This is a genomic window from Nocardia sp. NPDC055029 (assembly GCF_053608525.1).
This window is the reverse complement of sequence record NZ_JBSGVQ010000007.1, coordinates 134,837-154,072: the sequence shown is the minus strand read 5'-3', so window position 1 is coordinate 154,072 and position 19,236 is coordinate 134,837. Positions and strand designations below refer to the sequence as shown.

Genomic DNA, 19,236 nt, shown 5'->3' with positions numbered 1-19,236 from the left:
TGGCGGTACCCGTGTCAGCGGACTCCTGGTCACCACCGGCGCGGCGGCACACGATCAGGGCATGTCACAGACCATCGCGCCCGCACCGGCGCACCCAGTACCGGCGGGCAGGCGTTCGGCGGCCGTGCTCGTCGTCCTCCTCACCGGGCAGTTCATGGCGGTGCTCGACGCGTCCATCGTCAATGTCGCCATTCCGTCGATCCGCGCGAGCCTCGGGACCGGCGGTGCGGCGCTGCAGTTGATCGTGGCGGGGTATGTCATCGCGTACGCGGTCTTGCTGATCAGCGGCGCACGTCTGGGCGATCGTTTCACTCAGCGGCGCACCTTCGTCGCGGGGCTCGCGGTGTTCACCGTCGCGTCGCTGGCGTGCGGGCTGGCCTGGGACGAGCTGTCGCTCATCGTGTTCCGGTTCGCCCAGGGTGCGGGCGCGGCGGCGATGGTGCCGCAGGTGATGACGCTGATCCAGCGCACCTTCACCGGTCCGGCGCGAGCCAGGGCGTTGAGCATCTACGCGGCGATCATCTCCGGCGGCGTGGTGGCCGGTCAGATCCTGGGCGGGCTGATCGTCGATGCCGACCTGGCGGGCAGCAGCTGGCGTGGGGTGTTCCTGGTGAATGTGCCACTCGGCCTTGCCCTGCTGGTTGTCGCGCCGGGGGTTCTTCCGGTTACCGCGGCGCGGACCGACCGCAGGCTGGATGTTCCCGGTCTGGCGACGCTGACGGTCACCGTGTTGTTGCTGGTCGTTCCACTGGTCCTCGGCCGTGAACTGGGCTTTCCCGCGTGGGCTTGGGTGTGCCTCGGTGCCGGGGTCCTCGGACTGGTGGTGTTCGCCTGCATCGAGCGCCGGGTCGCGGCGAGCGGTGGTGAGCCGCTGTTCTCGCCTCGGGTACTCGCCGCGCCCGGCCTGCTGGTGACCGCGGCGACCCTGCTGCTGATCATGGCGAGTTTCGGCGGCTGGTTGTTCGCGATGGCGATCCATCTGCAGGGCGAGCTGGGCTACAGCGCGCTGCACGCCGGGACGCAGTTCCTGCCGATGGGCATCATGTTCGCCGCGGCCGGGCTGTACTGGGAACGCATCCCGAAACAGTGGCACGCCAGGATGATTCCGCTCGGCCTGGTGCTCGGCGCGGCGGCGCTCGGCTGGCTGGCCGTGCTATTGCGTGACGGCGCCGGCCTCGGTCCGGCGGCGCTGTTCGCCTTCGCTGCGCTCGGTCTCGGCAGCGGCCTGGCGTTCAGCCCGTTGATGACCAGGGCGCTGTCGACGGTCCCGATGGCGCTCGCCGCCGACGCCAGCGGCATTCTCGTGACGAGTGTGCAGATGGGTGTCGTCGTGGGGATCGCGACATTCGGCTCGGTGTTCTTCGCTCTCGCCGCAACGTCGGCGAGCGGCGCGTTGGTGGTCGTCCATCTGATGGGTGCGGGGACCTCCCTCGCGGCGGCAGCGCTGGCCGCCATCGCCGTGCACCGCACGCGACCCTGATGCACCGGGTTCCGATCATCCGGTCGCCGGGCCCGACCGGGTCCCCGGCGCACGGTGCGCCGAGCGCCGAGCGGGCAGCGCACCCACGGTGGTGCGCTGCTCTGTCAGTTAACGCAGGTACGGCGCGTTCGTCAGCGGCCCCGCGGCCGCGGGTGCGCGGCAGCAGGCCGCCGCGCAGTACGCGCTGCCGGCGAACGCGCCGTAGCTCAGAGCTGGGCTTCGATCGCGGTGACGATCTCGCTCGCGTCCGGGGTGACGGTCGGGCGGAAGCGGCCGGCGACCGTGCCGTCGCGGCCGATCAGGAACTTCTCGAAGTTCCACTGCACATCGCCCGCGCTGCCGTCGGCGGCCGGGGTCTCGACCAGGCTGGTGTAGAGCGGGTGGCGGTCGTCGCCGTTGACGTCGACCTTGGCCAGCAGCGGGAAGTCGACGCCGTAGGTGACCGCGCAGAATTCCTGGATCTCCTCGGCGGTGCCGGGCTCCTGTCCCATGAACTGGTTGCAGGGGACACCGACCACCGTGAAGCCACGCTCACCGTAGGTCTTCTGCAGCTCGACCAGGCCGGTGTACTGCGGGGTCAGCCCGCACTTGGAGGCCACGTTGACCAGCAGCACCGCCCGGTCACCCGCCAGCTCGCCCAGCGTGGTGTCGGCCCCGCTCAGGGTCTGCACCGCAATGTCTCGAACGTTCGCGCTCATCACAACACCACCAGATCTCGTCTATGTCGGTTCGATGGCCACCGTACCGGAGCCCGACCGGGGCGCAAGTGTCCCGCTGGGCGGGAACTTCTATAACACGTTCTTGTTTTGTCGGGCGGTAGGCGGCACCATTTCGGGTGTATAGGCGGCAACGCCCACGTACCCGAGCACCGGAGGAACACGTGACCGAACAGCCCCACCGGATCGACACCGTCCGCCCGCTGCGCGCGAACGCCGTGACGCACTGGGATTTCGAGGCCGACGTGGTGGTGGCCGGTTACGGCATCGCCGGCGTGTGCGCCGCGATCGAGGCCGCCAGGGCGGGCGCGAAGGTGCTCATTCTGGAACGGACCGGCGGCTGGGGCGGCGCCGCCGCACTGGCGGGCGGTTTCGTCTACCTCGGCGGCGGCACCCCGCTGCAGCAGGCGCTCGGGTTCGACGACACCCCGGAGAACATGGCCGCGTTCCTCACCGCCGCGCTCGGGCCCGGCGTCGACGAGGCCAAGATCGAGGACTACTGCGCGGGCAGCGTCGAGCACTACAACTGGCTCGTCGAGTGCGGTGTGCCGTTCAAGGAGTCGTTCTGGGGTGAGCCCGGCTGGGAGCCGCCGCACGACGAGGGGCTGATGTACTCCGGCGGTGAGAACGCCGCGCCGTTCCTCGATGTCGCGAAGCCGGCGCCCCGCGGCCACGTGCCGCAGATGGCGGACAAGAAGACCGGTGAACGGGGCGGTGGCTACATGCTGATGAAGCCCCTGGCCGACACCGTCGCCGAACTCGGCGTCGCCGTCGAGTACGACACCCGTATCCGCAGGCTCATCGTCGACGACGAGGACCGCGTTGTCGGCCTCTTGGCGACCAATTACGGCAAGCCCGTCGCCGTGCGGGCCGCGCGCGGTGTCGTCCTGGCGACCGGCAGCTTCGCCTACGACACCGAGATGATCGACCGCTACACCCCGCGCCTGAGCGGCAGGCCCGGCGCTGCCATCGAGGAGCACGACGGCATCGGCATCCGGGTGGCGCACGCGCTCGGCGCCGAGCTGGCGCACATGGACGCCAGCGAGGTCGCCATCTTCGGCGATCCGCAGCTGATGGCGCGCGGCATCCTCGTCAACGGACGCGGCCAGCGGTATGTCACCGAGGACACCTACCCTGGCCGGATCGGTCAGGCGACGCTGCTGCAGAACGACAACCAGGCCTTCCTCGTCATCGACGAGGCCTCGCTCGAGGAAGCCCTCACGACCGAGAGCTCCACCCCGTTCTTCCGTGTCCCGCCGAAATGGGTCGCCGAAACCGTGGCCGAGCTCGAGTCCGAGATGGGCCTGCCCGAACAGACTCTGCAGACCACCATCGCCACCTACAACCGGCATGCCGAGAACGGCAGCGACCCGCTGCTCGGCAAGAAACCGGAGTGGGTTCGCCCGGTCACGCCCCCGCTGGCGGGCTTCGACCTGCGCGGGCTCACCGCCGGATTCACCCTCGGCGGCCTGCGCACCGATCTGGACTCACGGGTGCTGCATGTCAGCGGTGAGCCGATCGAGGGCCTGTACGCGGCGGGTCGTTGCACGTCAGGGCTGTGCGCGTACGGCTACGTCAGCGGCGCCTCGCTCGGCGACGGCAGTTTCTACGGTCGCCGGGCCGGCAAGGCCGCCGCAGCGGCGGGAACCGACTGAGGCGCGCGGCACCCACCGGAGCCGCACTGTCAGTACGCTGCTTGCAGCGCTCGGGCCGGACGACGAGTCCGGCTGTGCTCGCGGACTTTTCAGTCCGTGCGCGGGCGCGACCAGTTGGCTACGACAGATGCAGCGCAGGATCGGAGTTGGACAGTGCAAGCAGGTGGGACGTCCGCGGATTACGTGATCGTCGGCTCTGGGTCAGCGGGGGCGGTGCTCGCGAATCGGCTCAGCGCCGACCCGGGCACCACGGTTGTCCTGTTGGAGGCCGGTCCGGCCGACGACGACAAGTACGCCCATATTCCGGCGGCGTTCTCGAAGCTGTTCCGCACCGAACGTGACTGGGACTATCTGACCGAACCCCAGCCCGGCCTCGGCGACCGCCAGATCTACTGGCCGCGCGGCAAGACCTTCGGCGGCTCGTCGTCGATGAACGCGATGATGTGGGTGCGCGGCTTCCGCGCCGACTACGAGGAGTGGGGGCTCCTCGCGGGTGAGCAGTGGAACTTCGCGGCCGCCGTCGAGCAGTTCCGCAAGATCGAGAACGTGCAGGACGCGCAGTTCCCCGACGAGGGCTCGAAGGGTCCGCTGCACGTGCAGCGCCAGCGCAGCCCGCGCGCGTCGACGCACGCGTTCCTCGAGGCGGTGCGCCAGGCGGGCCTCGAGCTCGAGTCGCCGAACCGGCCCGCGCCCAAGGGTTTCGCGCAGACGATGGTCACCCAGCGCGACGGCAGGCGCTGGAGCACCGCCGATGCCTACCTGCGGCCTGCGATGAAGCGCGCGAACCTGACCGTGCGGGCCGAATCGCTGGCCACCCGGGTGCTGTTCGACGGCACCAAGGCCACCGGCGTGGAATACCTGCACGACGGGCAGACCCACACCGTGACCGCCGACCGCGAGGTCATCCTGTGTGGTGGCGCGGTGAACAGCCCGCAGCTGCTGCAGCTTTCGGGCATCGGCGACGAGGAGGAGCTGAAGGGGCACGGCATCGAGGTCGTCGCCCACTCCCCCGAGGTCGGCGCGAATCTGCAGGACCACCTGATCGCCGCGCTCGGCTACAGCGTCGAGTCGGACTCGCTGTTCACGGCGGAGAAGCCGCTCGAGCTGCTCAACTACTTCATCCGGCATCGCGGCATGCTTACCTCCAATGTCGGTGAGGCGTACGGGTTCGTGCGCAGCGAGCCCGAGCTCGAGCACCCCGATCTGGAGCTGATCTACGCGCCTGCGCCGTTCTATCACGAGGGTCTGGTGGAGCCGACCGAACACGGCGTCGTCGTCGGCGCCATCCTGCTGCGCCCGCGCAGCCGTGGCCGGATCGGCCTGGCTTCGGCCGATCCGACGGCCAAGCCGGTCATCGATCCGCAGTACCTGTCCGATGCCGACGGCGCCGACCGCGCCGCGCTGATGGCGGGCCTGCGGGTGTGCGCCGGGCTGGTCGGCCAGCCCGCGCTCAAGAGCGCGCTCGGCGCGCTGATCTACCCGCCGGAGGCGCCCGCGGATCTCGAGGAGACCATGGCGCTGACCATCGAGAAGTTCTCGCACACCCTGTACCACCCGGTCGGCACCTGCCGGATGGGCACCGACGCCGCCAGCGTCGTCGCCCCGGATCTGAAGGTGCGCGGTGTCGAGGGCCTGCGCGTCGCCGACGCCTCGGTGATGCCGTTGATCATCCGCGGGCACACCAACGCTCCGGCGATCTTCATCGGTGAGCAGGCCGCGGACTTCATCCTGGCCGAGTCCTGAACCAGTGGTGGCGCCCCGATGTGGCGCGCCACCACCTCACGCCGAGGCCAGCGCCAGCGACCCGGCCGACAGCAGCAGATACGGCAGCGGGTAGCCCAGATGGGCGTACCAGCGCGAACGCAGCACGGTGAGCTCGGCGCCGACGAAGTACAGCACCAGTCCGGCCGCGGCCGCGACGGCCAGGGGGCGGTAGGCCAGACCGGCGAGCAGACCCAGCCCACCGGCCGCCTTGATCACGGCCAACGGGGTGAGTGTCCACGGTGCGACGCCGTAGTGGCGCATGTTCTCGCGTACCCAGTCGGCACGCACGACATCGATCGCGGCGGCGGCGAGTGCGGCCAGCGCGGCGAGCACGGTGACGACGACATAGCTGGTGTGCATCGGATGGTTCCTCCGGTCTACGGTGATCGACGGCAGTCGCCGTCGTCGTCTGTGACGAACGGCCCGACCGAAAGGTGACCGATGCGCGCGGATTCGCTCGCGCTCGCCTTCGAGCAGCGGCGCGCTCGGCTGCGCGGCATCGCGTACCGGATGCTCGGCTCCGCCGCCGAGGCCGACGACGCGGTGCAGGAGACCTGGCTGCGGCTGGACCGGGTGGCCGCGGCCGAGATCACGAATATCGACGGCTGGCTGACCACCGTCGTGACCCGGATCTGCCTGGACGCCCTGCGCGTTCGCGCGCAACGCGCCGAGACCACCGACGTGGCGGCCGTCGATGCTCGCGCCACCGGACCTGGCGCCGATCCCGAGGACGAAGCGCTGCTGGCGGATTCGGTCGGACGCGCCCTGCTCGTCGTGCTCGATGTGCTCGGGCCGGAGGAGCGGGTCGCGTTCGTCCTGCATGATCTGTTCGCCGTGCCGTTCGCGGACATCGCGCCGATACTCGGGCGGACACCGGCCACCACCAAGAAACTCGCCAGCCGGGCCCGGCTCCGGGTACACGCGCCTGCTCGCGTCGATCAGGCCGCACTGGCGGAGCAACGCGTCGCGGTGGCGGCGTTCCTGAAGGCGGCCCGCGAAGGTGACCTGGGCGAATTGCTGGCCGTGCTCGCACCGGACGTGGTGCGCACGGCCGATCCGGCGGCCCTACCGCCCGGGATGGCGGCACTCGTCCGTGGCGCCGCCGCGGTCGCCGACGGCACGCTGGTGCTGCGGCAGCGGTCGCGCGATGCCGTGCTGCTCCTCGTCGACGGGCGGCCCGGCCTGGTGGTGGCACAGGCGGGCACGCCGTTGTTCGCCGTCACGTTCACTGTCCGCGCGGGCCGGATCGCGGCCTATGACGTGGTCGCCGCCCCGGATCGGCTGGCCGAACTCACGCTGGCGCTCCTGCCGGACCCGTCCTGAACCCGTGCGGCACCGCCGTTTTGGCACACTGTGCAACTTTGCACTGGTTGCGATACCGCAGCCAGTGCGTAAACGCAGCGCGCGCAGGCGAACTCGCGTGGGTCAGAGCGCCGGGACGCGCGCGAACCCCAGCGGCGGGGTCGGCACCGGGCCCGAGCGCAGGTCGTGCCGGAAATCGGCCAGCAGCGGCAGCATGTCGACATTGCGGGCGGCGTAGCAGCGCACCATCGGCAGGGCGCGTGAGACCTCGGCGCGTTCCACCGGCTCGGCGTCGAGGAACGCCATCCCCTCCAGGCCGAGCCCGAGGGTGTCGGCGAGGCGCACGATCGAGGCCGACTTGCGGCCCCAGCCCACCTCGACCGCCGAGAACATCTCGTACAGCCCGTGCCGGTAGAGCGTGCGCAGCGTGCGCGAACGATCACCCCGTGCCGCGACAGCGTGCAGCACACCGCGCTCGCTCAGCTTGGTGAGCGTGCGCAGTGCCTGCGGGCGCAGCGTGGTGCTGGTCGCGTCGTGGACCACACCGTCCCACAGCGTTTCGTCCAGTTCCCAGACCAGACAACGGACGGCAGGTCGCATGGTGGTGCCCCCTATCGGTTCGTTCCGGCGCGGAGAACTCTACAACCACTCATACCGATGGACCAGACTTGTGACCGCTCACCAAGCAGGCAGGCAAGCATGAGTCCGCGACCCATTACCCGACGTTCCATTCCGGCATCGGCGCCGGTTGGCTAGGGTGAAGTCGCTGGACAGCGGGGGCACAGCCGAAATTGGGCGAAGGGAACACAGATGTCCGTCGATAATCCACCCCGGCAATCGCTGACCATCTCGGGTCAGCCGATGTCGTCGCCGCTGAAGGACGTCCGTGCCCTCTCCCGGCAGATGGTCGGCCACTTCGTCGCCAATGTCGTCCCCTGCGGCACACTGCCCGGCGACGCCATCACCGGCGACGTCACCACCATCACCCGGATCTGCCTCGAATTCGCCGTCAGCATGCTCGACGGCCGCGACATCCCGAACAAACTGCAGCGCCTGCAGGACGCGGCCAGCGGCTGGGCCCGCGAGGGCGTGCCGATCGACACGATCCACCACTCCATCGCCGAGGGCTTCAAGATCGGCCTCGACCTGGTCGTGGCCAACGCGTCGGTGAAGGACTACGACAACCTGGTCGACGGCGTGAAGATGGTGATGGAAATGCTCGACACCATCACCGCCCAGGTGTCGCTGGCCTACGTGCGGGAACTGCGCGGTGTCGTCAGCGAGCACCACACCGCGGTACACACGCTCACCTCGGCCCTGCTCGGCGGGCACAGCACCTCCACGATGGCCCGCGAGTGCGGGATCGCGATCGCCGAAACCTACGCGGTGCTCGCGCTGGCGATCCCGCCGCACCGCGAGGAGGCCAACCCCGCCCTCGACGCGAAGGTGGTCGCCCGCCGCAAGTTGCGCCGCGTGCAGGCCGAACTGGCCAAGCGCTGCGGGGATTCGGCGCTGTCGCTGCTCAGTGTCGACGGCGGCACGGTGCTCATCCCCGCCGACACCTTCGACCGCGACGGCCTGACCGCGCTGGTCGCCCAGCTCTCCCAGGCCGCCCAGGTCGGGATCACCGCGGCGATGGTCGAGACCTCGACGACCGGCGTCCCCGACGCCGCCGACCAGTCCCACGAACTGCTCGACATGGTGCAGCGACTCGAGGTGACCTCGGGGCTGTACCGCTTCGACGAGCTGGCCCTCGAGTACCAGCTGACCCGCCCCGGCCCCGGCCGGGAGTTCCTCGGTTCGCTGCTCGACCCGCTCGATCAATACCCCGAGCTGCTGGAAACCCTGCAGCGCCACATCGCCAACAATCTCAACCGCCAGCGCACCGCGCGAGTCCTGCACGTGCACACCAACACCGTCGACTACCGGCTCAAGCGGATCGGCCAGCTCACCGGTTTCGATCCCACCCAGCCGTCGGGTCTGTGGTACCTGCGTTCCGCGCTCGTCGCGCGCAGCTACCGTTCCGCCGCCTGACCTGCTCCCCCGGAAACGCCGAAGGCGCTGCCCGCCGAGTGCGGACAGCGCCTTCGTGGTTTCTCACAGCGAGCCACTACCCCCGATCAGCCAGGGGTTGAAGGTGCACACGAGCTCGTGGTTGCCCGCCGGGTCGATGGCCCGCAGCGCGATCGAGAGCGCCCGCGGGGAGTACATCATCGTCAGGTGGTCGGAAACGTCCTGTTCGCAGCCCTCCTGCAGGGTGATGTTGTCGACCGTGGCGCCGGGACCCGGCTTCAGGAAGGTCAGGTCGTAGGGGTTGGTGACCTCGTCGTAGCGGGTGCCGACGACCGTGTAGTCGACGCCGGCGACGGTGTCACCGTTGGCGTTGAGCTGGTTGACGAAATCCGAGCCGATGGTCTGCTGGATGCCGGCGTGCCCGACGAAGATCTCGATGAGACCGAGGATGTCGATGCCGAGGTTGTTGATCGCGCGGCCGAGGGCACCGATGCCGTCGAGGCTGGTGCCGTGGTGGGTGGCGCCGTAGGTGACCAGGTTCTTCACCTTGGCAGCGCCGCCGTCGAACTTGGTGTACCAGTTGGCCATCGCGCCGCCCTGGGAGTGGGCGACGATGTCGACCTCGTCGGCGCCGGTGGCCGCGAGCACCCGGTCGACGAAGACGGCGAGCTGATCGGCGGAGTCCTGGATGTAGCCGGTGCCCATGACGCCGGGCAGGACCGAACCGAGACCGCCGCCTTCGACCAGGCCGGAGCGGCCGTAGTTGAAGGTGAACGTGCACAGGCCCGCGTCCTTGATCGGCTGGCCCATGAACGCGTACCCGTTGTAGGCGTTCATCCAGGTGCCGTGCAGCAGCACGACCGGGCGAGGCTTCTCGGCGGTCGGCTTGCAGGCCCAGTCGTTGGCACCGGGCGGGGTGGCGTCGCCGTTGGCAAGGCCGTAGGCGAAGGCGCCGAGGAACGAGGTCTGGGCGGGTCCGTAACCGACTGTGTCGGTGGACTTTCCGCCGGAGGAACCGGAACTCGAACCGGAGCCGCCGTAGCAGTTCCCCGATCCGTTGCCCGAACCGGCGCCGCTGCCGGAGGTGCAGGCGGAACCGCTACCGGGGCCGGCGACCTGGCGGCCCTCGGAGATCAGATCGGCGAGGGCCTGCTCGGTCGGCGCCTGCACCGGGGACGCACCCGCCCCGGGACCGGTGAGCGCGACGGCGAGCGCGCCGACGCCGGTCAGCACCGCCGTCTGTAGCGTCCGTCTGCGACTGGGAGATTTCATTGTTGGCGTATCTTCCTGTGCGATTCGAGAAATACGAATGGCTTTGTCGAAACCGCACTGAACATAAGGCGCCGAAATCGCCCCTTTTCCAACGTCTCCTGGTTTCTGGAAAGATCACCACCGGTTGTCGAAAACCGCCATGAAGCGGCACAGGAATTTTGCCGTCAGCATTCGCTGCGCGCGGCGACCCCCTGCAAGCGCTCGTCCAGCCACAGCATCGCCTCCGGATAACCGGTGACCGCACCGATCACATGTTCCCCGAACACGCTGCGGTACACCGCGTTCGCGCCGAGTGCGCACTGCTCGTTGTAGAGATTGCGCGCGCCGGCGGCGGGGATCCAGAACTCCTGCTCACCGTTGTAGATGTAGAGCGGAGTGGCCGAGCGCATCCCGGACATCCGGGTGATCTCGTAGATCGTGGTGGCCAATTCCGAACGCAGCGGGTCGGTGATGTTGGCGCCGACATCGATCGGCAGGTGCAGTACGCCGGGAATGGCGAACACGCTGACGCACTGGTCCTTCATCACCGAGGTCGCCACCCAGCGCGCGAGATTGTTCATCGCGGCCAGGATTTCCGGGCGTTCCCGGCCGATCGCGAACGTCGCCGCCATAAAAATGCCGGAAGCGAGGTTGGCATTCATGCTGCGCGAGAGAATCTCGAAATCGGCGGGAACGCCACCGAGTGCCGCGCCGACGATCACATCGGCGAGTTCCGGTGCGTAGGAATCGATCAGCTTGGCCGCGCCGTGGGTGGCGATGGCGCCGCCGGAATAGCCGGTCATCGCGAATCTGCTGGCACCGAATGTCACCGGGTCGATCCCGCGGACGGCGCGGATCGCGTCGAGCACCGCGTGCCCGGCGACATACGGCTCGGCATAGGCCATCCAGGGGCCCTCGTGATCGGGCACCAGCACCGCGTAGCCGCGCAGCGCCGCCAATTGCGTGGTCGGCGGGATGAATTCGGTCGTGCTCGAATGCAGATTGAGGCCGTGCGCCAGGGTGTATCCCGGCGTGCAGTCGCGCCCCAGCGCGTCGATCGGCAGGTTGTTGACCAGCACCGGGCGATCACCGGGACCGGTCCAGTCGGTGGCGGGCACGAGCAGGGTCGCCGTCGCGAAGGACGGGCGGCCGTGCGAGTCGTCGGTGCGGAACTTGAGCAGGGTGGCCGACCGGATCGGCACGAGGGTGAGCGGGGCAGCGGTGGCGATGACATCGCGGGTCTCGATGATGTCGCCCGGCGCCAGCTCGGCCAGGCCGTCGGGCCAGTGGTCGAACATCGGGTCGCCGACCGCCGAGGGCATGACCGCGGCGTGCAGGGCGGCGAGTTCGGCATCGGGATCGCCGGTGGGCTGGATCGGCGACGGCAGCACCTGATCGATCCAGCGTTGCAGATCGGGCAGGAATCCCGGCGTACCGGGATGCGGCACCGGGAATTCCGTCGTCGGTGGCGGTTCGGCCGCCGCGGTGCCGACGGCGAACGAACAGAGCAGGAGCATCGAGCAGACCAACACACGCACAGATCGCATGGCACACACGCCTTCGGGTGGCAACGTCGGATTCGTCGTGACGTGCGGCGATGCGGTGCTTCGAATTCCGCCGAACCTCCCCCAGTGCGCCCCTCGTCAGATCACTGACGGTACGCCGGAACCACCCGGCGGAATCGGCGTCGTGCCCGAGTCGTGACGCAATGCGGCACGATCGCAACAACGAGCGACCCGGATCCGCGTCGGGGCAAGCGGATCCGGGCCGATCGACACCGGGCTCAGCAGGTGCTGGGCGCCGGTTCCCCCTGCAGCCGCGCATCGAGCCATCTCAGCGCGGAAGGTAGTCCGAGCACAGCTGCGGTCAGGTGGTCCGGGGTGGGTGTCGACTCGGTGACCACCGGTGTCCCCGCCGCGCACCAGCGGTGCACGGTGGTGGTGATCGCGTCGACCGGGATGAGTCCGTCGATGGGTGAATGCCATTCGAAGACAGGCATCGTCGGTGTCCCGGGGTAGAGCTCGAGGCTGTTCTCCTCCACCACGGCGCGGGCCTCCGGATCGTCGACCATCGACGTCGTCGCGGCGAAGTCGAGAATGCCCCGCCCCGCGCCCGCCCCGAGGATGTCGTTGGTGCAGGCGTCGGCGATGGCGGCGCGGGCGGCCAGGCCGCTGGCGTTCATCTGCTCGCTGATCGGAAAACGGTGCGGGTACTCACGTTCCAGGCCGATTCCGGCCGCCAGCGCGAGCCCGAAGACCGGATGCGAACCGAAGCCGAGGCCCTCGAGCATCGACACCAGATTCATCGGCACGCCGCCCATCGCGGCGCCGGCGATCTCGACATCGGGCGCGTAGGTGGGCTGCAGCGCCGCCGCCCACGCCGTCGCCATGCCGCCACCGGAGTAACCCGCCATCGCGACCCGGCTCCCCGAGACCTGCAGTTCGTCGACCTTGCGCACGGCCCTTATTCCGTCGAGGGTCACCTGACCGCCCAATTTGGCTGCGCCGTAGGCGAAGTGGGGGCCGAGGTGGTCCGGCAGCGCCATCGTCCAGCCGCGCCGCAGTGCCACGTTCCAGGCGATCGCCTCGCGCACCATCAGATTCGGGTCCTCGGTGTAGAGCACCTTGGATACCGAACAGCGCACGCCGAGACCGTTGATGATGTGCTGGTAGGACAGCACCGGGGCGTCGCGGCGGTGGCTCGTCGGCTGCAGGACCGTGGTCGTGGCCGCGATCGGTTCGCCCGCGGAGTTGGTCGACCGGAATCGCACCAGCGTGATCCTGGTGTCGGGGAACATCGCCAGCGGCGGCATCGGCCGCACCGCCAGCACGTCACCGGGCTGGGTACCCGACAGGTCGGCGGGCTCGGCGTAGAAGGGGTCGGGATCGGCGGCCGGGTAGAGCGGTGCGCTGTGGCTCGCGGCGGCGGGCACGGTGGCCAGCATCAATGCCGCGGCCACCGCCAGCAGTGTTCTGCGCGGCCGGAACTGTCGTGCCGCGGCAAACCGGATCATGCGGCTGTCCTCCCGTGTCGCTGCCGTCGGCACCGATACTGGCCGGTACCGTGGCTCGTCGGAACCGCATCCGAGAGACATCGGCGGAGCTCACAACAGCCCTGCGGAGAGGTTGTGACCGGAGGCAAGCCGTCGGCGCACCCGCTTGGCCGGCGTACTGCCGCGGCGCCGGGCGGGCTGTGAGATCTCCAGCGGAATCCAGAACATGTTCTCCTCGATGGTCTGGGCCCTACCGTCGAGTAGGAAGGCGCTCACGAGTGCCGGGGCGAAAAGGAGCACGCCATGATTCCCATCGACGAGAACATCGCCACCCCCCATCGCATCGAGCGGACCGAGATACCGACCCGCCGGATCACGGTCTACTTCGACGGCCCGACACCGCAAGACGCCCTGATCCTGGAATACGCCGCGACCCCGTCCGAGGCTTGGGAGTTCACGACAGCGGCGGTGCAGGCGGGCCTGCTGGTGACCGTCGACGGCCGGGTCGGCCCCGAACTGCGCAGACTCCCCTGCCGATCGCTCTGGCACTGAGCCCACCTGCACCGCCCGGCCCGCCGCACTAGGCTGGCCGGGCGGCCGCGTCTCGGCCGCACGGTCCGGGACAACGGAAGGGGCGTCCGTGACACGGTGGCGCAGCGGTGCCGCGTTCGCCGCGATCGCGCTGGCCGCCCTGACCGGCTGCGGGTCGGCCGACTCCGACGACGCGGCCACACCGGCCCCGACGACGATGGCCACGACACCGCGACCCACTAGCAAGCCGCCTGCCACCATCGCGCCGCCGACCACCACCGTCGATCCCTATGCCGGCCTGCCGCTCATCGACCACGTGACCTGGACCGAGACCATCGACGGCGCCCGGCTGCTCGTCGTCCCCACCGTCGCGGGCAGGAAGACCTCGACCCCCGGCACCGACGAGCTCGCCTGGCAGGAGGTCCTCGCCCTCGACGCCGACGCCGACGCGCCGGGGATGCGCGACCAATTCCTCTGCCACTGGGTGTGGGCCAGGATGGTGGCGCCCGACAAACCGAGCTGGAACCTCGAACCGTGGCGACCCGACGTCGGCTATTCGGCCACGGTGTCGGCCAACTGCAATCCCGGCGGCCCGGAACGCTGACGGCCGCCGTCCCGTCCGAAAGGAGCACCTCGCATGCGCATTGTCGTCGCCGGTGGACACGGCAAGATCGCCCTGCTGCTGACCCAGCTGCTCACCCGTCGCGGTGACCAGGTCTACGCCCTGATCCGGGACCCGGGTCAGGCCGCCGACATCGCCGCGACCGGCGGCGTCCCGGTCATCTACGACATGGAACGCGACACTCCAGACGACCTCGCCGCCGCCGTCGCCGGCTCCGACGCGGTGGTGTTCGCCGCGGGCGCAGGCCCTGGCAGCGGGGCCGCGCGCAAGTACACCGTCGACCTCAACGGTTCGGTCCAGCTCGCCGACGCCGCCGAGCGGACCGGGGTCCGGCGATTCGTGCAGATCTCGACGATGGGCGCCGGCGCGCCGCCCGCGCCGGGGACCGACGAGGTGTGGGCCGCCTACCTCGATGCCAAGACTCGCGCCGAGGACGATCTGCGCGACCGCGCGCTCGACTGGACGATCCTGCGGCCCGGCATGCTCACCGACGCCGAAGGCAACGGTCTGGTCACGCTCGGACCGCCGCCGATTCCGCGCGGCCCGGTACCGCGCGCCGATGTCGCCGCGGCGCTCGCGTCGATCTTGGTCGCGGACAACACTTTTCGGCACACCCTCGAGTTGGTCTCCGGTTCGGAGCCCATCGCGCCGTCCGTTGCCTCGATTCATTAGCCGAAAATTAACTATTACAACTGCTTTCGGCCAGATGGCCGATTCGGGCGGACGGGCGGTACCCCCGTTTTTACAGGGCGATGGGGGCGAACCGCCGGTCACGAGGTTGTCTATGCCCCGCGGGTCGCGAACACGGTGGCGCAAACGCGGATTCGCCGCTCAGAAGCCGGGAAAAACGCTGCATCGAGACGGAATCGATCGTGCAGATGTGCTTGCATCTGAAAGTGTCCCCGTCCTAAACTCAGGGCCGCAATACAATTCAGGGGATAATCAGGGGAGGCCGCGAGCGGCACACCTGGGGCTATATTTGCCTTGGGTTTGCCACTGCCTAAACACAGGGGCGTTCACATGAACAACACCAACGGCCGTTCCGGCCTCGCTGATCGCGCAGCGACCACGACCCACCCCGACACCGCAGGGTGCTCCAGGGAAACCGCGGTCGCCTATGTCATCGATGCCGTGGAGTCCACCGGCGCCGCGACCCGCAACGATTTCGATATCGACCGCATCGTGACCACCGCGCACGAATTCGCCGACGACTGGGATCTGCAGACGCTGACCCCCGACACCTTCTGGCGCATCGCCGCGGGCTGTATCAAATACTGAGCAGTTCCGGCCTCAGGCCCGGTCGGCGTACTCCAGCAGGATCGCGCGCGAGCGGTCGGGCTGTTCGGCCTGGACGCTGAGCTGGTCCATCACGGACTTGTACAGCGCCAGGTCCTGCCTGCGCTCGAGGTAGAGCGCACTGGTGAGCTGCTCGAGATAGACGATGTCGGGCAGTTCGGGCTCGGCGAAGCGCAGAATGCTGAAGGAGCTGCCCGCGGCGGCGTGCCCGCCGGCGGAGTACGGCAGCACCTGCACGATCACATTCGGCAGTGCCGACAGCTCGGCCAGGTACCGCAGCTGTGCGCGGTGTACCTCGCGCCCGCCGATCGGGCGGTGCAGCACGGCCTCGTCGATCACCGCCCACACCACCGGCGGCTCGGGCCGGTGCAGGACGTCCTGGCGGCGCTGACGGACCTGCACGCGACGCTCGGTATCGGCGTCGTCGAACCCGAGGGTGACGATGGCCCTGGTGTATTCCGGCGTCTGCAACAGGCCGGGCACCAGCTGGGCCTCGTAGGTCCGGATCTGACTGGCCGCCTGCTCGAGCCCGAGGTAGGTGCTGAACCACGAGGGCAGCAGATCGCTGTAGCGATGCCACCAGCCGGGTTCACTTGCCTGCCTGGCGAGTTCGAAGAAGGACTCGCGCTCCACGGTGTCGTGGACACCGTAGAGCGTCAGCAGGTCCCGGATATCGCGTTCCTTGAATCCGGTGCGTCCCAGTTCCAGCCGGCTGATCTTCGCGTGGGAACCACGAATCGCGTCACCGGCCGCTTCGCGGGTGATGCCTTTGCTCTCGCGCAGTTTGCGCAACTGGCCACCGAGAGCGATGCGCAGCACGGTAGGGCCACGGTCGACAACCGGTTGCACGCGACCGATCTCGTCGGGTTCAGCCGTCATGGCTGTCGATGTTACCGATCACTTGGTCAAGTAGTCGAACTCTCCGGCCTTCGCGCCGCGGATGAACGCGTCGATCTCGGGCCGGGTGTAGAAGATGACCGACCCGTGCGGGTCGCGCGAGTTGCGCACGGCGACCGAACCGTCGGCCGCTTCGGCCACCTCGACACAGTTGCCGCTGGGGTTGCTGTAGGTGCTCTTACGCCAGGCGCCGTCGGCCGGGCGTTCCCGCTGATCATGGTCCATTCCGGACACGCCACACTCCTCGTTCTCGAATGATGCCCATCGCTACGAAAGTTGCAGATGCACGCACAAACGTTCTTGCAGATGTACTGTGCGATCGGGACATTAACACGCGCCGGATACCCGCGCACCGGTCGGTACTTACCCGACGACACGACCTGGGCGGCGTCTCGATAGGTGACGTCCAGCCCCCTGAATTCGCAAGCGCCGCAAGCCCTTCAGTCGCCCGACACGCCCGGATCAACCGTCCAGATGTTCTTGCATCTGCAAACGAAGCAGCCGTAGACTCAGCCGCAAGATCACCGGAAGGTAGGTCGGCAACACCAGCCGGATCCACCTTCCGTTGCCGGATGCGAGGGGCCTCGGATGAGCACGCCGTTTCGAACACCCCGCCGGGTCTCGGCCGGAACCGCCGGTCTCGAGGTCCCGCGATACCTCGGCGCGACAGGAGCACCGTCCGATTCATGTAGCGACGAGCCACACGGGCTCACCTACCGCCAGGCCCGCGAGATGCTGCGTCAGCACGACGTCCACGGGCCGCAATGCCGCCAATGGCTGGCCGCCGCGGCCTATCTGTCGGCGGGCCTGGACGACGAATAGCCGGTTGTAACGTCTTCGTGCTGGTCACGGCGAGGTCACCAGGGGCATCCTGGAGATGAACATCGGCGCGGACATGGGTGAGCGGCATATGCGGATAGCGGACATCCTGCGCAACAAAGGAACGGCAGTCACTACGGTGCCGCCGCAGACGACGGTGCGCGCACTGCTCACGGTGCTGGCCGAGTGCAATATCGGTGCGGTGGTGGTCTCCCCCGACGGCGCGGCCATCAGCGGCATCGTCTCCGAGCGCGACGTGGTGCGCCACCTCGACCGGCACGGCGCCCCGCTGCTCGACCGGCCGGTCACCGAGATCATGACCGACCGGGTGCGTACCTGCGGGCCCGACGATCACACCTCCTCGCTGCGCGCGGACATGACCGAGCACCGGATCCGGCACATGCCGGTGGTCGAGGCGGATCGGCTGGTCGGCATCGTCAGCATCGGTGACGTGGTGAAGAGCGAGATCACCGAGCTCGCCACCGAGCGCAGCCACCTCGTCGACTATCTGCAGGGCAAGTACTGAGCCGCGACGCGAAAAGCGTTGTCCGCGAAAAATCTTCGTCAGCCGTACCAGAAATGTGCGTATCGTTGATCGGGTGCACCCCCTCCGGCCCGAGCCTGCCGCCGTCGCGGCGACCCGGCACGCGCCGACCCCGGTGCCCGCGACGATCCGCGACCGCTTCCCCGCGCTGGCCGACCCCGCGGTGGTGTACCTCGACAGCGCGGCCACGACGCAGAAGCCCGACACCGTCATCGCGGCCGTCACCGCCTATCACCGCGAGCACACCGCGAACGCGGGCCGTGGCACCTACAGCTGGGCGACGGCGCTGACCGCGCGGATCGCGGCGATCCGCACGCGTGCCGCCGGATTTCTCGGCGCGCAGTACCCGGACGAGATCGTGTTCACCAGCGGGGCGACCGCCGCGCTCGGGACGATCGCGCACAGCTGGGGTCTGGCCACCTTGGACTCCGGCGACGAGATCCTCTACAACCCCGCCGATCACGCCGCCAATGTGCTGCCCTGGCATCACCTGCGCGACACCATGGCCCGGTTCGGGCGCCGCATCGTGCTGCGCCCCTATCGCAGTACCGCGGCCGGCGAGGCCGACATCGACGACATCCTCGCCCAGGTGGGGCCGCGCACCCGGTTGATCACCACCAGCCACCTGCATCACGTGTACGGCGGGCTGACCACGCTCGAGGAACTGCGCGGGCGCATCGATCCCGAGATCCTGCTGTGCTTCGACTGCTCGCAGAGCGGTGGGCACCTGCCGGTCGACGTGATCGACCTCGGCGCCGATTTCGCGGTGTTCGCGGGGCACAAGATGTTCGGGGCGCCGGGCATCGGCCTGCTGTACTGCCGACGGCGCGTACACGCCCGGCTGCGGCCGTTCCTGCCCGGCGGACACTCCGGTATCGCAGTCGGCGAGGACGGCCTCGTCGGTTCCGGGATGCCGCAGCTGCTCGAGGGCGGTACCCAGAACATTCCCGGGATCCTTTCCCTGGCACCGGCTTTCGATCTGCTCGACGAGCTCGATCCGACGGCCGTCGCCGCGCACAACCGTGAGCTCACGCTGCGGCTGATCGAAGGCTTGCGCCCGATTCCCGGACTGGACTTCCTACCGGGACCCGCGCACGCGCGCTGTGCGGTGGGGTACGGGATCGTCTCGTTCACCCTCGACGGGATCGGCGCGACCGATCTCGGGTTCGTGCTGGCCGAGTCCGGTTTTCTGGTCCGCACGGGGGCGCATTGTGTGCCGTCGGCCGATCCCGACGCCGGGTCGGTGCGGGTGAGCACCCACCTCTACAACACCCTCGACGAGATCGATCGGTTCGTCGCCTGCGTGGCCGGTATCGCCGGCCAGGGGCGATGAACACTTCCTGACCCCGACCCG

21 protein-coding genes are annotated in these 19,236 nt (G+C 69.0%); 12 read left to right on the top strand and 9 right to left on the bottom strand.

Annotated features, from left to right (window positions below; translation table 11 throughout):
* Positions 1-61: 61 nt before the first annotated feature.
* Positions 62-1,480 carry an MFS transporter gene (locus ACWF9G_RS09425; protein ID WP_452514705.1) on the top strand — a complete coding sequence of 473 codons (1,419 nt, stop codon included), beginning with the start codon at positions 62-64 and terminating at the stop codon, positions 1,478-1,480.
* Between the two features lie 206 nt (positions 1,481-1,686).
* On the opposite strand, the gene ACWF9G_RS09420 is transcribed toward ACWF9G_RS09425, so the two are convergent.
* Positions 1,687-2,178, bottom strand: a complete 492-nt coding sequence (locus tag ACWF9G_RS09420; protein WP_452514704.1) for a glutathione peroxidase — start codon at positions 2,176-2,178, stop codon at positions 1,687-1,689.
* Between the two features lie 182 nt (positions 2,179-2,360).
* On the opposite strand from ACWF9G_RS09420, the gene ACWF9G_RS09415 reads away from it, so the two are divergent.
* Positions 2,361-3,851: an FAD-dependent oxidoreductase gene (locus ACWF9G_RS09415; RefSeq protein ID WP_452514703.1), complete on the top strand. Its 1,491-nt coding sequence runs from the start codon at positions 2,361-2,363 to the stop codon at positions 3,849-3,851.
* Positions 3,852-4,004: 153 nt separating this feature from the next.
* Complete coding sequence (locus ACWF9G_RS09410; protein ID WP_452514702.1) at positions 4,005-5,594, top strand: GMC family oxidoreductase; 1,590 nt, start codon at positions 4,005-4,007, stop codon at positions 5,592-5,594.
* A gap of 36 nt (positions 5,595-5,630) precedes the next feature.
* Here the strand turns inward: ACWF9G_RS09410 and ACWF9G_RS09405 are convergent, their stop codons facing one another.
* Positions 5,631-5,975, bottom strand: coding sequence for a DoxX family protein (locus ACWF9G_RS09405; protein ID WP_452514701.1), 345 nt, complete (start codon positions 5,973-5,975; stop codon positions 5,631-5,633).
* A gap of 81 nt (positions 5,976-6,056) precedes the next feature.
* Here ACWF9G_RS09405 and ACWF9G_RS09400 point away from each other — a divergent pair, with 81 nt between their 5' ends.
* Positions 6,057-6,938, top strand: a complete 882-nt coding sequence (locus tag ACWF9G_RS09400) for a sigma-70 family RNA polymerase sigma factor (RefSeq protein WP_452514700.1) — start codon at positions 6,057-6,059, stop codon at positions 6,936-6,938.
* Between the two features lie 102 nt (positions 6,939-7,040).
* Here the strand turns inward: ACWF9G_RS09400 and ACWF9G_RS09395 are convergent, their stop codons facing one another.
* Positions 7,041-7,517: an HAD-IIIC family phosphatase gene (locus tag ACWF9G_RS09395; RefSeq protein ID WP_379308235.1), complete on the bottom strand. Its 477-nt coding sequence runs from the start codon at positions 7,515-7,517 to the stop codon at positions 7,041-7,043.
* A gap of 210 nt (positions 7,518-7,727) precedes the next feature.
* Here ACWF9G_RS09395 and ACWF9G_RS09390 point away from each other — a divergent pair, with 210 nt between their 5' ends.
* Complete coding sequence (locus ACWF9G_RS09390) at positions 7,728-8,951, top strand: PucR family transcriptional regulator (protein ID WP_379308236.1); 1,224 nt, start codon at positions 7,728-7,730, stop codon at positions 8,949-8,951.
* Positions 8,952-9,014: 63 nt separating this feature from the next.
* Here ACWF9G_RS09390 and ACWF9G_RS09385 read toward each other — a convergent pair whose 3' ends face one another.
* The 4 genes from ACWF9G_RS09385 to ACWF9G_RS09370 form a co-directional block, all read right to left on the bottom strand.
* Positions 9,015-10,202 (bottom strand): esterase/lipase family protein, encoded by a 1,188-nt coding sequence (locus tag ACWF9G_RS09385; protein WP_452514699.1) that lies wholly within the window; start codon positions 10,200-10,202, stop codon positions 9,015-9,017.
* Between the two features lie 164 nt (positions 10,203-10,366).
* On the bottom strand, positions 10,367-11,728 hold the full coding sequence (locus tag ACWF9G_RS09380; protein ID WP_452514698.1) for a lipase family protein: 1,362 nt from the start codon (positions 11,726-11,728) through the stop codon (positions 10,367-10,369).
* 236 nt (positions 11,729-11,964) lie between these two features.
* Positions 11,965-13,194, bottom strand: a complete 1,230-nt coding sequence (locus ACWF9G_RS09375) for a lipase family protein (RefSeq protein WP_452514697.1) — start codon at positions 13,192-13,194, stop codon at positions 11,965-11,967.
* 90 nt (positions 13,195-13,284) lie between these two features.
* Complete coding sequence (locus tag ACWF9G_RS09370; protein WP_452514696.1) at positions 13,285-13,473, bottom strand: hypothetical protein; 189 nt, start codon at positions 13,471-13,473, stop codon at positions 13,285-13,287.
* A gap of 3 nt (positions 13,474-13,476) precedes the next feature.
* Here ACWF9G_RS09370 and ACWF9G_RS09365 point away from each other — a divergent pair, with 3 nt between their 5' ends.
* The 4 genes from ACWF9G_RS09365 to ACWF9G_RS09350 all read left to right on the top strand — a co-directional run bounded on the left by ACWF9G_RS09365 (position 13,477) and on the right by ACWF9G_RS09350 (position 15,604).
* The gene (locus ACWF9G_RS09365) at positions 13,477-13,725 is read left to right on the top strand and encodes a hypothetical protein (RefSeq protein WP_452514695.1); all 249 of its coding nucleotides are present in this window, start codon (positions 13,477-13,479) and stop codon (positions 13,723-13,725) included.
* Between the two features lie 88 nt (positions 13,726-13,813).
* On the top strand, positions 13,814-14,308 hold the full coding sequence (locus ACWF9G_RS09360; RefSeq protein WP_452514694.1) for a DUF2599 domain-containing protein: 495 nt from the start codon (positions 13,814-13,816) through the stop codon (positions 14,306-14,308).
* A 33-nt stretch (positions 14,309-14,341) separates the two neighbouring features.
* Entirely contained in the window at positions 14,342-14,998 is a 657-nt protein-coding gene (locus ACWF9G_RS09355; protein ID WP_452514693.1) for an NAD(P)H-binding protein, read from the top strand.
* 348 nt (positions 14,999-15,346) lie between these two features.
* Positions 15,347-15,604: a hypothetical protein gene (locus ACWF9G_RS09350; protein ID WP_189028143.1), complete on the top strand. Its 258-nt coding sequence runs from the start codon at positions 15,347-15,349 to the stop codon at positions 15,602-15,604.
* Positions 15,605-15,616: 12 nt separating this feature from the next.
* On the opposite strand, the gene ACWF9G_RS09345 is transcribed toward ACWF9G_RS09350, so the two are convergent.
* On the bottom strand, positions 15,617-16,501 hold the full coding sequence (locus ACWF9G_RS09345; protein ID WP_452514692.1) for a helix-turn-helix domain-containing protein: 885 nt from the start codon (positions 16,499-16,501) through the stop codon (positions 15,617-15,619).
* 18 nt (positions 16,502-16,519) lie between these two features.
* Complete coding sequence (locus tag ACWF9G_RS09340) at positions 16,520-16,744, bottom strand: DUF397 domain-containing protein (RefSeq protein ID WP_379308287.1); 225 nt, start codon at positions 16,742-16,744, stop codon at positions 16,520-16,522.
* 363 nt (positions 16,745-17,107) lie between these two features.
* On the opposite strand from ACWF9G_RS09340, the gene ACWF9G_RS09335 reads away from it, so the two are divergent.
* The 3 genes from ACWF9G_RS09335 (at position 17,108) to ACWF9G_RS09325 (ending at position 19,215) form a co-directional block, all read left to right on the top strand.
* Positions 17,108-17,341, top strand: coding sequence for a hypothetical protein (locus ACWF9G_RS09335; protein WP_379308245.1), 234 nt, complete (start codon positions 17,108-17,110; stop codon positions 17,339-17,341).
* A gap of 88 nt (positions 17,342-17,429) precedes the next feature.
* Positions 17,430-17,864, top strand: a complete 435-nt coding sequence (locus ACWF9G_RS09330) for a CBS domain-containing protein (RefSeq protein WP_379308288.1) — start codon at positions 17,430-17,432, stop codon at positions 17,862-17,864.
* A 73-nt stretch (positions 17,865-17,937) separates the two neighbouring features.
* Positions 17,938-19,215 (top strand): aminotransferase class V-fold PLP-dependent enzyme, encoded by a 1,278-nt coding sequence (locus tag ACWF9G_RS09325; protein WP_452514691.1) that lies wholly within the window; start codon positions 17,938-17,940, stop codon positions 19,213-19,215.
* Positions 19,216-19,236 lie beyond the last annotated feature (21 nt).

What these genes read in the sequence shown, in the direction of transcription:
- ACWF9G_RS09425 (WP_452514705.1), top strand. Translation starts at nt 62, where the DNA reads ATGTCACAGACCATCGCGCCCGCACCGGCGCACCCAGTACCGGCGGGC.
- ACWF9G_RS09420 (WP_452514704.1), bottom strand. Translation starts at nt 2,178, where the DNA reads ATGAGCGCGAACGTTCGAGACATTGCGGTGCAGACCCTGAGCGGGGCC.
- ACWF9G_RS09405 (WP_452514701.1), bottom strand. Translation starts at nt 5,975, where the DNA reads ATGCACACCAGCTATGTCGTCGTCACCGTGCTCGCCGCGCTGGCCGCA.
- ACWF9G_RS09400 (WP_452514700.1), top strand. Translation starts at nt 6,057, where the DNA reads ATGCGCGCGGATTCGCTCGCGCTCGCCTTCGAGCAGCGGCGCGCTCGG.
- ACWF9G_RS09395 (WP_379308235.1), bottom strand. Translation starts at nt 7,517, where the DNA reads ATGCGACCTGCCGTCCGTTGTCTGGTCTGGGAACTGGACGAAACGCTG.
- ACWF9G_RS09390 (WP_379308236.1), top strand. Translation starts at nt 7,728, where the DNA reads ATGTCCGTCGATAATCCACCCCGGCAATCGCTGACCATCTCGGGTCAG.
- ACWF9G_RS09385 (WP_452514699.1), bottom strand. Translation starts at nt 10,202, where the DNA reads ATGAAATCTCCCAGTCGCAGACGGACGCTACAGACGGCGGTGCTGACC.
- ACWF9G_RS09380 (WP_452514698.1), bottom strand. Translation starts at nt 11,728, where the DNA reads ATGCGATCTGTGCGTGTGTTGGTCTGCTCGATGCTCCTGCTCTGTTCG.
- ACWF9G_RS09375 (WP_452514697.1), bottom strand. Translation starts at nt 13,194, where the DNA reads ATGATCCGGTTTGCCGCGGCACGACAGTTCCGGCCGCGCAGAACACTG.
- ACWF9G_RS09365 (WP_452514695.1), top strand. Translation starts at nt 13,477, where the DNA reads ATGATTCCCATCGACGAGAACATCGCCACCCCCCATCGCATCGAGCGG.
- ACWF9G_RS09355 (WP_452514693.1), top strand. Translation starts at nt 14,342, where the DNA reads ATGCGCATTGTCGTCGCCGGTGGACACGGCAAGATCGCCCTGCTGCTG.
- ACWF9G_RS09350 (WP_189028143.1), top strand. Translation starts at nt 15,347, where the DNA reads ATGAACAACACCAACGGCCGTTCCGGCCTCGCTGATCGCGCAGCGACC.
- ACWF9G_RS09345 (WP_452514692.1), bottom strand. Translation starts at nt 16,501, where the DNA reads ATGACGGCTGAACCCGACGAGATCGGTCGCGTGCAACCGGTTGTCGAC.
- ACWF9G_RS09340 (WP_379308287.1), bottom strand. Translation starts at nt 16,744, where the DNA reads ATGGACCATGATCAGCGGGAACGCCCGGCCGACGGCGCCTGGCGTAAG.
- ACWF9G_RS09335 (WP_379308245.1), top strand. Translation starts at nt 17,108, where the DNA reads ATGAGCACGCCGTTTCGAACACCCCGCCGGGTCTCGGCCGGAACCGCC.
- ACWF9G_RS09330 (WP_379308288.1), top strand. Translation starts at nt 17,430, where the DNA reads ATGCGGATAGCGGACATCCTGCGCAACAAAGGAACGGCAGTCACTACG.